General features: G+C 58.8%; 9 protein-coding genes and 1 pseudogene. 7 read left to right on the forward strand and 3 right to left on the reverse strand.

Annotation, left to right across the window (positions count from 1 at the left end):
* Positions 1–83 precede the first annotated feature (83 nt).
* From QMK52_RS13970 to QMK52_RS13990, 5 genes are all read left to right on the forward strand, one after another.
* Positions 84–773 carry an ABC transporter permease gene (locus tag QMK52_RS13970; protein WP_003193627.1) on the forward strand — a complete coding sequence of 230 codons (690 nt, stop codon included), beginning with the start codon at positions 84–86 and terminating at the stop codon, positions 771–773.
* Positions 770–1,468 carry an ABC transporter permease gene (locus QMK52_RS13975; protein ID WP_005790641.1) on the forward strand — a complete coding sequence of 233 codons (699 nt, stop codon included), beginning with the start codon at positions 770–772 and terminating at the stop codon, positions 1,466–1,468. The genes QMK52_RS13970 and QMK52_RS13975 overlap by 4 nt, the downstream gene beginning before the upstream one ends.
* A gap of 1 nt (position 1,469) precedes the next feature.
* Entirely contained in the window at positions 1,470–2,582 is a 1,113-nt protein-coding gene (locus QMK52_RS13980) for a succinylglutamate desuccinylase/aspartoacylase family protein (protein ID WP_005790639.1), read from the forward strand.
* Positions 2,583–2,609: 27 nt separating this feature from the next.
* On the forward strand, positions 2,610–3,374 hold the full coding sequence (locus tag QMK52_RS13985; protein WP_320402989.1) for an ABC transporter ATP-binding protein: 765 nt from the start codon (positions 2,610–2,612) through the stop codon (positions 3,372–3,374).
* A 246-nt stretch (positions 3,375–3,620) separates the two neighbouring features.
* Positions 3,621–4,601, forward strand: coding sequence for a GlxA family transcriptional regulator (locus QMK52_RS13990; RefSeq protein WP_005790635.1), 981 nt, complete (start codon positions 3,621–3,623; stop codon positions 4,599–4,601).
* 8 nt (positions 4,602–4,609) lie between these two features.
* Here the strand turns inward: QMK52_RS13990 and QMK52_RS13995 are convergent, their stop codons facing one another.
* From QMK52_RS13995 to QMK52_RS14005, 3 genes and pseudogenes are all read right to left on the reverse strand, one after another.
* Positions 4,610–4,912, reverse strand: coding sequence for a leucine-rich repeat domain-containing protein (locus QMK52_RS13995; protein WP_005790633.1), 303 nt, complete (start codon positions 4,910–4,912; stop codon positions 4,610–4,612).
* Between the two features lie 14 nt (positions 4,913–4,926).
* Positions 4,927–5,121 (reverse strand): annotated as a pseudogene (locus QMK52_RS14000) (dermonecrotic toxin domain-containing protein); the annotation flags it as partial.
* A 79-nt stretch (positions 5,122–5,200) separates the two neighbouring features.
* On the reverse strand, positions 5,201–10,168 hold the full coding sequence (locus QMK52_RS14005; protein WP_320402990.1) for a leucine-rich repeat domain-containing protein: 4,968 nt from the start codon (positions 10,166–10,168) through the stop codon (positions 5,201–5,203).
* A 426-nt stretch (positions 10,169–10,594) separates the two neighbouring features.
* On the opposite strand from QMK52_RS14005, the gene QMK52_RS14010 reads away from it, so the two are divergent.
* Positions 10,595–11,815 carry an aspartate aminotransferase family protein gene (locus QMK52_RS14010; protein WP_005790630.1) on the forward strand — a complete coding sequence of 407 codons (1,221 nt, stop codon included), beginning with the start codon at positions 10,595–10,597 and terminating at the stop codon, positions 11,813–11,815.
* 128 nt (positions 11,816–11,943) lie between these two features.
* Positions 11,944–12,963, forward strand: a complete 1,020-nt coding sequence (gene aruF, locus QMK52_RS14015; RefSeq protein WP_005790628.1) for an arginine/ornithine succinyltransferase subunit alpha — start codon at positions 11,944–11,946, stop codon at positions 12,961–12,963.
* Positions 12,964–12,972: the final 9 nt, after the last annotated feature.

The raw sequence follows: 12,972 nt of genomic DNA on the forward strand, positions 1-12,972 counted from the left end.
AGCTGTCTGTCCGAAATGGCGCAAGCACCAGTCATCCTGAAGTTTGCGCCATTTTTTCATCCCCCTTTTCGAGGACCTGAATCATGTTGAAAGGCTACGGGGCCGTTATCCTCGATGGCGCATGGTTGACGCTTCAGCTCGCCTTGTCGTCCATGGCCTTGGCCATTGTTCTGGGTCTGATCGGGGTCGCGTTACGCCTGTCGCCGGTGCGCTGGTTGGCCTGGCTGGGTGACCTGTACTCCACGGTGATCCGCGGGATCCCCGACCTGGTGCTGATTTTGCTGATTTTCTATGGCGGCCAGGACTTGCTCAACCGCGTCGCGCCGCTATTGGGCTTTGACGACTATATCGACTTGAACCCCTTGGCCGCCGGTATTGGCACATTGGGTTTCATCTTTGGCGCCTACCTTTCGGAAACTTTCCGTGGCGCCTTCATGGCCATTCCCAAGGGCCAGGCTGAAGCCGGCCTGGCGTATGGCATGAGCAGCTTCCAGGTGTTTTTCCGGGTGATGGTGCCGCAGATGATTCGGCTGGCGATCCCCGGGTTTACCAACAACTGGCTGGTATTGACCAAGGCCACCGCGCTGATTTCGGTGGTGGGTTTGCAAGACATGATGTTCAAGGCCAAGCAGGCGGCAGATGCCACCCGCGAACCTTTTACCTTCTTCCTCGCAGTGGCGGCGATGTACCTGGTGATCACCAGCGTGTCGTTGCTGGCCTTGCGTTACCTTGAGAAGCGCTACTCGGTAGGCGTAAGGGCGGCTGATCTATGATCTTCGACTACAACGTCATCTGGGAGGCCATGCCGCTGTACCTTGGCGGCCTGCTGACCACCCTGAAACTGCTCGCCATCTCGCTGTTCTTCGGCCTGCTTGCGGCCTTGCCCCTGGGCTTGATGCGGGTGTCCAAGCAGCCGGTCGTCAATGGTGTGGCCTGGCTCTACACCTATGTGATCCGCGGCACGCCGATGCTGGTGCAGCTGTTTTTGATCTACTACGGCCTGGCCCAGTTCGAAGTGGTGCGCGAGAGCTTCCTGTGGCCGCTGCTGTCCAGCGCGACGTTCTGTGCGTGCCTGGCGTTTGCGATCAACACCAGCGCCTACACCGCCGAGATTATCGCCGGCAGCCTCAAGGCCACGCCTAACGGTGAGATCGAGGCGGCCAAGGCCATGGGCATGTCGCGCTACAAGCTGTACCGCCGCATCCTGTTGCCGTCGGCCCTGCGTCGTGCGCTGCCGCAGTACAGCAACGAAGTGATCATGATGCTGCAGACCACCAGCCTGGCGTCCATCGTCACGCTGATCGACATCACCGGTGCCGCGCGTACGGTCAATGCCCAGTATTACCTGCCGTTCGAAGCCTATATCACCGCCGGCGTGTTCTACCTGTGCCTGACCTTCATTCTGGTGCGCCTGTTCAAGTTGGCCGAGCGCCGCTGGCTGAGCTATCTGGCTCCACGGAAGCACTGATATGGAACGTATCGATCATCTGCTGCCCTGGGGGCACCTGGGCTGTGAGCGCCAACTGAGCGTATTTCGCTTCGGCAGCGGCGAGCGCAAAGCCTATATCCAGGCCAGCCTGCACGCTGATGAGTTGCCGGGTATGCGTGCCGCATGGGAACTGAAAAAACGCCTCACCGAGCTGGAACAGCAGGGCGCCCTCAACGGCGTGATCGAGCTGGTGCCGGTGGCCAACCCGATGGGCCTTGGCCAGCTGTTGCAAGGCAGCCACCAGGGGCGTTTCGAAGTGGGCAGCGGCAAGAACTTCAATCGCGACTTCGTTGAGTTGAGCGAGCCGGTCGCTGCATTGCTGCAAGACAAACTGAGCGATGACCCGCACGCCAATGTGCGCATGATTCGCCAGGCCATGAGCGATACGCTCACCGCCTTGCCCGAGCCGAGCAGCCAGTTGCAAGGCATGCAGCGCATTCTGCTGAGCCATGCCTGCACCGCCGATGTAGTGCTGGACCTGCATTGCGATGCCGAAGCCGCGCTGCACATGTACGCTTTGCCGCAGCACTGGCCGCAGTGGCGGTCGCTGTCAGCGCATTTGAATGTGCAGGTCGGCCTGCTGGCGGAAGATTCCGGCGGCAGTTCGTTTGACGAGGCGTGCTCGTTGCCGTGGTTGCGTTTGTCGCGCCTGTTCCCCGAGGCGCAGATTCCGCTGGCCTGTCTGGCGACAACGCTGGAATTGGGCGGCCAGGCCGACACAGGCCGTGATGAAGCGATCTTCCACGCCGAAGGCATTCTGGCATTCCTCGCCGAACAGGGCTTGATCAGGGGCCAATGGCCCGCACCGCAACATGAACCTTGTGAAGGCATGCCCTTCGAAGGCACCGAGTTGCTGTTCGCCCCCCATGCCGGAGTGATCAGTTACCTGCGTAAAGCTGGCGACTGGGTAGAAACCGGCGACGAGATTTTTGAAGTGATTGACCCCCTGACCGACCGCGTAAGCACCATTTGTGCGGGCACCTCGGGGGTGTTGTTTGCCGTTGAACGGCTACGTTATGCCCAAGCGGGTTTCTGGCTGGCCAAGGTGGCGGGGCGCGAAGCGCTGCGTCACGGGCGCTTGCTCAACGACTGACCACCTGTTTTTGTGAGAACCGACCGCATGTACAAGCTTGAAGTCCAAGACCTGCATAAACGCTATGGCAGTCATGAAGTGCTCAAAGGTGTGTCCTTGGCCGCAGCGGCCGGTGATGTGATCAGCATCATCGGTTCCAGCGGTTCGGGCAAAAGTACCTTTTTGCGCTGCATCAACCTGCTGGAGCAGCCCCACGCCGGCAAGATTCTGCTCAATAACGAAGAGCTGAAACTGGTGGCCAACAAGGATGGCGCCATGAAGGCTGCCGACCCCAAGCAACTGCAACGTATGCGTTCACGCCTGTCCATGGTGTTCCAGCATTTCAACCTGTGGTCGCATATGACCGCGCTTGAAAACGTGATGGAAGCCCCGGTGCACGTGCTGGGCATGTCGAAGAAAGAAGCCCGTGAAAAGGCCGAGCATTACCTGGCCAAGGTCGGCGTGGGCCATCGTAAGGACGCGTTCCCGGGCCACATGTCCGGTGGCGAACAGCAGCGTGTGGCGATTGCCCGTGCGCTGGCGATGGAGCCCGAGGTAATGCTGTTCGATGAGCCTACTTCGGCGCTGGATCCGGAGCTGGTGGGCGAAGTGCTCAAGGTCATGCAGGACCTGGCCCAGGAAGGCCGCACCATGGTAGTGGTGACCCACGAAATGGGCTTTGCCCGTGAAGTGTCGAACCAGTTGGTGTTTTTGCACAAAGGCGTTGTTGAAGAGCGTGGTAATCCGCGGGAAGTGCTGGTGAACCCGCAGTCCGAACGGTTGCAGCAGTTCCTCTCTGGCAGTTTGAAATAGTCAAGGCTGCTTTTGTGCACCGGGATAGTGCATGCTCCGCAGTCTTGAGGTTAGCCCCGATCTCCTGTGGGAGCTGGCTTGCCTGCGATAGCGATGCATCAGTCAATGATGTGTTAACTGACCCACCGTCATCGCAGGCAAGCCAGCTCCCACTTTTGATCTCTGTTTGTTTTGGGATTTGTAGTTGATTACGGGCTAGCATTGGCCCACGGCTTCTTTCACTGTTTTCGCTCCGGATAGCACTCCATGACCGCCCACAAAATTGGTTTCCTGATTTGGCCCAGCACAAAAGCACTCACGCTTGCGCTGGCTGAGGAGGCCTTGCGCGTTGCTCAGCGGGTGCATCCGGATGTGGTCTACGAGTTGTCTTTTCTGCAGGCCGAGCCGCAAACCGAGGGGGCCTGGCAGTTGCCGGGCGAGCCGTGGGCCGGCAAGTTGGAAGGCTTTCAGAAACTGTTCCTGTTGGCGGATGAACCGCCTACCGTCATCGCGTCGCAGCTCAGCACTGCGCTCAAGCAGCTGGTTCGGGCTGGGTGCGTGATCGGTGGGTTATCGGCGGGTGTGTACCCGTTGGCCCAGCTTGGTCTGTTGGATGGTTATCGCGCTGCCGTGCATTGGCGCTGGCAGGACGATTTTGCCGAGCGCTTCCCCAAGGTCATCGCCACCAGCCATTTGTTCGACTGGGACCGTGATCGCCTGACCGCTTGTGGCGGCATGTCGGTACTCGACCTGCTGCTGGCGGTGCTGGCCCGCGATCACGGCGCGGAGTTGGCCGGTGCTGTGTCCGAGGAATTGGTGGTGGAGCGCATCCGCGAAGGCGGTGAGCGCCAACGTATTCCACTGCAAAACCGCCTGGGCTCCAGCCATCCCAAGCTGACCCAGGCGGTGCTGTTGATGGAAGCCAATATCGAAGAGCCGCTGACCACCGACGAGATCGCCCAGCACGTGTGCGTGTCGCGACGACAACTGGAACGGATCTTCAAGCAATACCTCAATCGCGTCCCCAGCCAGTACTACCTGGAACTGCGCCTGAACAAGGCGCGCCAGATGTTGATGCAAACCAGCAAGTCGATCATCCAGATCGGCCTGTCGTGCGGCTTCTCCTCGGGGCCGCATTTCTCCAGCGCTTACCGCAATTTCTTTGGCGCCACGCCGCGCGAAGACCGCAACCAGCGGCGCAGCAGCAGCCCCTTCGAGTTGTCGTCGGTGCCCTCAGAGCGCGGCTGATTAAACAGTTAGTCTTCTTCTGGTACTGGCAGAGCTGCTACCAGCGGCGTGCCTTGGGAGTCCACGGTGGCGGCCGCGACCTGGAAGTCCACACCTGTGCGTTGGTAGTACTGACGCAAGCGCTCCATGCTTTGCGCCGACAGTGGGTTGCCGCTCAAGTCGCTGTCGCCATTGAAGGTTGCTGACGTCTCCAGCAAGTCCTGTGGTATCTCCCGGATCGCGTTATTGCTCAGGTCCAGCGTTTGCAGTTGATCCAGGCCAAATACGCCCTCTGGAACTTCGCTCAGTGCCGCGTTGCTCAGATACAGCACAGCCAATTTTTGTGTTCGAAGTTATGCAAGGCGGCGTCAAGCAGCGAGACGGTCCAGGTACGTGTGGCGCCCGAACGTATCGGGAACCATGGGATGTTGAGGGCAATACACAGGCGCAAATAGGTGGCCTCGACATCCAGCTCCAGGCCGAAGTTGGCTTTCAGGGCCTGTTCAAGCAGAGGCGTGGCGAACGCCTTGACGTCCTGCAGGCATTTGTAATGCCTGGTCTACCGTATTTGCGCATTCCAGTGGGCGCCCGTCAGGCGCTTGAGTGCGGTTGAGCATTTTCTATTCATCCCCCTCTTCTTCGGACGGAGTGTCGTCGAGTGTTGGAGGGGGCTGTCGGGCTTCAGGCACGCCAAAGTCCACGGCCGTACGACGGTAGTAACGGCGCAGTTTGGCTATCGTTTCTGGCAAGAAGGGGTTGCCGCTGAGATTGAAGCCGTCAGCCATGTCCGCGTCTAATTCAAACAGGTCGTCGGGAAGCTCGGTCATTCGGTTGTTGCTCAAGTTCAGGGCATCGAGCCGTGGCAGGTTGAACAGCTGGTGAGGGGGCTCGGTAAGGCCGGCGTTTTCGATCATCAAGGTTTCTAACCTGGACATTTTGCTGACGTCGGGGGCGATTCCCAAGTTGGGGTTGTGACTCAGAACCAGGTATTCAAGATTGTGCAGGTCGCTCAATTCTGCGGCGCTCGTTGGTGTCAATCGGATATTGCTTTGCGTCAGGTTGAGTGCCTTTAGCTTCGGTAATTTGAATACGCCCGGGGGAATGTCTTGCAATGTATACCGGTGGATAAACAGGCTCTCCAGGTTGGGAAAACGTTCGAGAAATCCCTCGGGGATTGATGTGGTGTCCTCTCCCTCGAGTTCCAGCTTTGAAATATGGTCGAAATTGGCCCTCGGTACCGGTAGATCGCCGAGCAGTGGCGTCGTTAATTTCATTTGATGGAAGTTTGCCGGTGGCACATGTGCTAAATCCTGGCTGGTTTCCCGTCGCCAGCCTTCCTCCAGTAACGTCTTGAACTGGTCTCGAAGGATTTGTTGTCGTGCCCGAGTGTCCTCGTCCAGGGGGGCGCCCGAGTGCTGTTCAGGGACGTTTGCCACCCATTCTCCCAAGCCTGCTTGCAGGCTCTCGTAGTCTGCTTTCAGGCGTACAAGTATTGCCATTGAGTCATCCAGGCCACCGGGCAGCCGGTAAATAAAGTTGTTGGCCTTATCGACGGTGAAGGTGGGGTAGAGCGCCTGGGCCAGCGAACGTTCGGTAGGAAGGGCGTCTGCACCAAAATGTTCGCTGGTCCTCTGGCAATAGCTTTTGATGTGCTCCCGTGCCGTGCGGGAGAGTTCATTGCCTGACAAATTAATCGTTCTGGCGGTTGCTTTGGACACGTTGAAGAGGTTGGCGGGCAGTCTGCTCAAGTAGTTGTTGCTGAGGTTGGCACTCGTCAAAAGAGGGCGACCGATCAAGCCTTCGGGGAACAGGGAGATGTTGGTGTGGCTCAGGTTCAGCGTCTGCAAGTTGGCCATGCGCCTAAGGTCGGGGCTGAGTGACAGTTGGGGGTTGTTAGAGAGGTCCAGATGTCGAAGCCCGGTCAATGTGGCAAGGTCTGCACGGTTTTGAGCGGTCAGGTTGAGGTTGCAATTGCGCATCGTCAGGCTGTTGAGATGGGGAAGCCCTATGACCTCAGAGGGGATTGTGTTGAGGGCAATATCGCTAATCTCCAGCGTGCGCAGGTTGGGGAAGTGAGTCAGGAAGTCGGGTGCGCCTCGGGTGGTGTGGTAGCCCGCCAGTTTCAGGTTGGAAATGTGAATGAAGCGCATATTCAGTGTCGGGAGCTCGCCATATACGGCGTCGAGCTGCAATAGGTGGCCTTCTCTGAAGCCAGGGTCCGGGGGCAGTTCATGACGCCAGGCGCTGATCAGCTGGCGTGTCCATTCCCCGCGAATGAGTTGCTCATCCGCGATTCTCGAGGGAGGGAGTGGGACTTGGGTATCAATAAGGGTTTGCGGGGTGTTGAAATACCAGGCCGAAAGGCGATTTTCGAACTGTGAAAACTCCATCTTCATGGATTGAAGCGTTCGTAGGGGAGAGCCGGGCAGAGTTCGCAGGAAGTTCAGTGCACCGCTCACTTGTGTCGGGAGCAGGCGGGGGTATAGCTCATGTAATAACTGAGCCTCCAGGCTGTTACCTGGGGTTGCCGGGGTGGCACCGTAGCCCTCCATGCCGCCGGGCAGGCGCATCAGCGTCGGGTCGTAAAAGGGTTTGCGCACGGGGTGCTCGGCCAGCAGCGCGCCAAGCGCTTCACGCGTCAATGTGTGCTGACGCAAGGTTTGCCTCAGCAGCGGGCCTTGGCCGATATGAATGCCCAGTGCATCGCGCTGCGCGTCAGGTAGCGCCTGGAGGACGGCAGTGTAGAAGTCGGTTTCTCCAAACAGGGTGCCCTTGCCGTCTTCGGGGATGTAACCACCGTCGACAGCCACGAGAATGCGTTGGATCGGCGCTTGGGGGCTACCGATAGCATCTCGTACCTCGCCGGTACGGCTGAAATCGGTGACTACCAGGCGTACCTGTGGCGACCATCCCGGCAGGTTTTCCAGCGAATGCAGGGCGAGTCGATGTGTATCGCTGCTTTGCAGGGCGTCCATGTACAGCCCTTCATGGGCCCGGCTGATTCGCGCCTCATGGGCGGCCCAGCGTGCGCGATCAATCACCGGTCTGGGCACGCGGCCTTGATCGATATCCAGCAGCTCTTGGCCGGTGGCGCCGCGTAATACTTCTTCGGCAACACTCGTTGGCAGGCCATCGGTGGTGTCGATGATTTTTTGCAGGCGTGCGTTATCGGTTGTTTCAGCTTTTCGATAGCGCGAGTCAAACATGGAGGCACGTTTGTCTTGGGCTTGGCGTGCCAAGCGTTTGCGCAGTGTGGCGGTGCGCACGTGCATTTGGGGAGTAGTGCCGAACTCTTCCTCAAGCAAGGTTTTGCGCTCTGACTCGTCCAAGGTTTCCAGCAGGGTTTTCAGCAGGTCGCCATTGTGCATCTGGGCTTCGTGTATTTGCGCCACGGCGGCGTTTTCCCGGCCTTTATGCTCCCAGACAGTTTCACCTTTTGCATTGAGAAACCGCAGCGTCTTGGATTCGGGCCACAGATGGGTCTGGCTCAGTAGCCACAATTGGGTCTGGGGGTCGGCTTTTTGATAAACCAGGGGGGCGTCACTGTTCATCTGGTCGATGAAGTCTTGTAACTGCTCATCAATCTTTATGCGCTTGAGTGTGTCTACCAGCAGTGGGGGCGGCGGTTGGCGGTCCATGTACGTTTTGCGCAGGACGCCTTCGTCGGTTCCGCTGATGCGATAGGCTTGTTCAAGGCCCGCCTCACTGATGGTGTCGGCCGGCGGGCCGAGGCGGCGCAGCAGGGCGGTGCGATCCCACGTCAGTGGGCGATCCAGTGGTGTCAGCCAGGCGCCCTTGCCATTGCCGATTATCTGCGGACGGTAGGCATGCGCACGGGTGGGATGCGCAAGGTAGGCGTTGCCCGACTGTTGCTCGACAGAAAAATGCAGCCCATCGAGTGGCAGGATCTGTTTGTCTTCATGGGCATGCAATCCCTGCGGGTCGGGGCGTGACCCGGCGACGAGTTGAATGTCATGGGCGTAGGGCGCCAGATCTGGCTTCCACAGGCGGGTTTTGCCGGTGGTGGTGACCGGCAGGAGCGAGTCAAAAAAGTCCCACACCTCCTTCGGTAGCGCCTGTCGCAGCAGGTCTCTGGCAATTGGTATGCCGACCACAAACATGCCCAGTTGAATCATTTGTTCAAGGAAAGACATCAGATGCCCGAATGCCTGCTTCTTGAGCCCTTCGGCCCAATCGATGATGCCTTCGAAAGCATCATCGAGCATTTGATAGGCGGTATAGCCGAGCATCGCCAACCCCAGCGGTGGAATGAAGGGCGCGGCGATGAACGCGGCGATTTCAAGAATGGCTTCACCGATTTTTTGCGCAATACCCCAGCGCTTCCATCGTGCGTTGCTATCGGCGTCGGCGGTGGGTATAGCTGTCACCCGTGCGTCATTGAGCAGTTTGTTGAGCTTGTTCTCATACAGATGCTCGTACAGGTCGCCAGTGATTTTTGTCGCGTAAAATTGCAGGTTGGGTTTGGTCACCGGCTCGTCGCGCCAGGTGGGGCGTGGGTCGCCGGCGACCTGCTCGTGCCACACCACTTCTGACAAGCGGTTGTTGAGGTCGGCGAAGAAGTAGCCTCGATGTTCATGGTTGACGAAACGGCTGAAAAACGCCTGGTAGTCGGCGCTGCGCAGCTTGTTTGCCAGGTCCTGCATGAATATTGTGCCGTTGGCGTAATACTTGAGGGGGGACTGCGGATCGCCGGGAATATAGGCCACCACCGGGACTGCGCTTCGGTGTAACTCCAGGTCGGGGGCGAGCAGTGCAATGCCGGTCAGTGGCGCGTTCATCAGGCTAAGGTCATGGCTGAGCAGCGTTTTGCCATCGAGCTCGCCGTTAAAGTCTTTTAGAAAGCGGCTAAGTGTATAAAAGTCCGGGCGTGTCACATCCTTTTTCAGAAGTGCCATCTGAAGGCTGGCTTGCGCTTCGGCTTTCAGGCTTTTGATGACCTTATCGCGCAACCGGGCTTTGAGAACGGCGTCGTTGAACCCGAAAAACTGCTTCAGGTAGCTTTGATATTCCTTGCCGATATCCAGCTTGCGGCACAGCTCGATGAATTGCGCGATGCTGATTTTGTCGCGCATCTGAGGTAGCGTGTCGAACGGTCCAGTGAGGGACGATTGGGTGATGCCGTTCGACTTTGCAGTACACGCCGTTGTTTCGCTGTCCGGGGTCAGAGTGTCGGGCTGCTCTGTGACGGGCGATTGGATGAGGTAGGTCGACTCTGTGGTATGCGCCGCTGGTTTGCTTTCATCCGCATCGAAGTTGTGCAGCGCCGCCTCCACCAGTGACACGGTCCAGGAGTCGGCGCCCGTCTCGATGGGGAGCCCGGGCAGGGTCCGAGGGGTATACAGGCGCAGATAGGTGGTGCTGACATCGGACTCAACGCCAAACTGCTTTTTGAGGGCTTGTTGCAGTAACGGGGCCGCAAATGCTTGCGGCGACTTGAGCGTTGCCAGGGCCGCATCGACTTGGTTTTGCGCCTCCCAACTGGTCTGCACTGCATTTTTGAGGGGCGCATGTTGCGAGCGATCGGCTTCGCCATACCAATCGGCGAATTCAAGCTTGATGTTTTTCAAGGCTTGGCGCTTATCGCATGAGGCGTTTCCAAGCCATTTCGGAAGGTTGGTGTAGGCCCCGGCGGGCACTCTGCGTGCTGCATCTGTAAGGGCTAGGTTGATAGGCGTTAACGTAGGTGTGTGCACGTGGCTGATCCTTCAGTGAATAACGTCACCGTCATCACAGCAAGCTTGAGGGGCACAAAGGTCACAGATAGTTAAGGGCGTGAGGAAAAATCAGCGCGTCGTACCTCTGCCTCTCAAATGGCGCAGCGTTTACACTGCGCCATTGCGACGCAATATGTCGCATTGCCGTAAACCCGCGTAAAACCGGGGTTGGCGCTATAAGAAGTTGTCGCTTGGCGACAAGGTGGCGCTGAAAACTGTCCTTACAATCCCTGCATCGCCCGCCAGTTCCAGGCAGGCGTTCCTCTTCAGGAGACTCCGATGTCCGTTGAGCAAGCCCCGGTGCAACGTGCCGATTTCGACCAAGTAATGGTGCCTAACTATGCACCTGCCGCCTTTATCCCTGTGCGTGGCCAAGGTTCGCGCGTGTGGGATCAAGCAGGTCGTGAGCTGATCGACTTTGCCGGCGGCATCGCGGTCAACGTATTGGGCCACGCCCACCCGGCGCTGGTCGGTGCACTGACTGAACAGGCCAACAAGTTGTGGCATGTGTCCAACGTCTTCACCAATGAGCCGGCCCTGCGCCTGGCCCATAAGCTGATCGACGCAACCTTTGCCGAGCGTGTGTTCTTCTGCAACTCCGGCGCTGAAGCCAACGAGGCCGCGTTCAAGCTGGCCCGTCGTGTGGCCTTTGACCGTTTCGGCAGCGAGAAATACGAGATCATCGCCGCGCTGAACAGCTTCCACGGCCGTACCCTGTTCACCGTCAACGTCGGCGGCCAGTCCAAGTACTCCGATGGTTTCGGGCCTAAAATCACCGGCATCACCCACGTTCCTTATAACGACCTGGCAGCGCTGAAAGCTGCTGTGTCGGGCAAGACCTGCGCCGTGGTGCTGGAACCGATCCAGGGCGAAGGCGGTGTACTGCCGGCTGAACTGGCTTACCTGCAAGGTGCCCGCGAACTGTGCGACGCGAACGATGCGCTGCTGGTGTTCGACGAAGTGCAAACCGGCATGGGCCGCAGCGGCCACCTGTTTGCCTACCAGCATTACGGTGTGACGCCGGACATCCTCACCAGCGCCAAGAGCCTGGGCGGCGGTTTCCCGATTGCGGCGATGCTTACCCGTGAAGACTTGGCCAAGCACCTGGTGGTCGGCACCCACGGCACCACCTACGGCGGCAACCCGCTGGCGTGCGCAGTGGCCGAAGCGGTGATCGACGTGATCAACACGCCAGAAGTGTTGGCCGGTGTTAACGCCAAGCATGACGTGTTCAAGGCGCGCCTGGAGCAGATCGGCAAGCAATACGGCATCTTCACCGAGGTGCGTGGCATGGGCCTGTTGATCGGTTGCGTGCTCAGCGATGCCTTCAAAGGCAAGGCCAAGGACGTGTTCAACGCGGCCGAAAAAGAGAACCTGATGATCCTGCAAGCTGGCCCGGACGTGGTGCGTTTTGCGCCGAGCCTGGTAGTGGAAGAGGCGGACATCAACGAAGGCCTGGATCGTTTTGAGCGTGCTGTGAAGACGTTGACCCAAGCCTGATACAAATCTATCTGCCGGACCGGATCAAATGTGCGAGGGGGCTTGCCCCCTCCCACATTAGGAACAGTGTTGTTCCTGACCTGTCCGGTATTTTTTTCCATGAGTTTTTCGAGTTAAGGAGTAACACCATGCTGGTGATGCGCCCCGCGCAAATGGCTGATCTGGGCGAGGTACAGCGTCTGGCTGCAGACAGCCCGATTGGTGTTACTTCCTTGCCGGACGATGTTGAACGCCTGAGCGACAAGATCGCCGCCAGCGAAGCTTCTTTCGCGGCCGAGGTAAGCTTCAACGGTGAAGAGAGCTATTTCTTCGTGCTCGAAGACACCGATACCGGCAAGCTCGCCGGCTGCTCGGCCATCGTTGCTTCAGCCGGCTACTCCGAACCGTTCTACAGTTTCCGTAACGAAACCTTCGTGCACGCCTCCCGAGAGCTGAAGATCCATAACAAGATCCACGTGCTTTCCCAGTGCCATGACCTGACCGGTAACAGCCTGCTCACCAGTTTCTACGTGGTGCCGGAATTGGTCGGATCGCCCTGGTCGGAACTCAACTCCCGTGGCCGCCTGTTGTTCGTTGCCAGCCACCCCGAGCGCTTTGCCGATTCGGTGGTAACCGAGATTGTCGGCTACAGCGACGAAAACGGTGATTCGCCGTTCTGGGACGCCATCGGTCGCAACTTCTTCGACCTCAACTATGCCGCCGCCGAGCGCCTGTGCGGGCTGAAAAGCCGCACCTTCCTCGCCGAGCTGATGCCGCATTACCCGATCTACGTGCCGCTGTTGCCGGACGAAGCCCAGGAAGCCATGGGCCAGGTGCACCCGCGTGCGCAGATCACCTTCGACATCCTGATGCGCGAAGGTTTCGAGACCGACCACTACATCGACATCTTCGACGGTGGCCCAACGCTGCACGCACGGGTTTCGGGTATTCGCTCGATCGCCCAGAGCCGCGTGGTACCGGTGAAGATCGGCGAGATGGTCAAGGGCGTCGGTCGCCAGTACCTGGTGAGTAACGCGCAGTTGCAGGATTACCGCGCGGTGATGCTGGAGCTGGACTATGCGCCAGGCAAGCCAGTAACCCTGGACCTGGCGGCGGCCGAAGCCCTGGGCGTTGGCGAAGGCGCGAGCGTGCGTTTGGTAGCGGTATAAAAACAGAGT

Origin of the sequence: Pseudomonas sp. P9_2 (assembly GCF_034008255.1) — a bacterium.
GTDB classification, from domain to species: domain Bacteria; phylum Pseudomonadota; class Gammaproteobacteria; order Pseudomonadales; family Pseudomonadaceae; genus Aquipseudomonas; species Aquipseudomonas synxantha_A.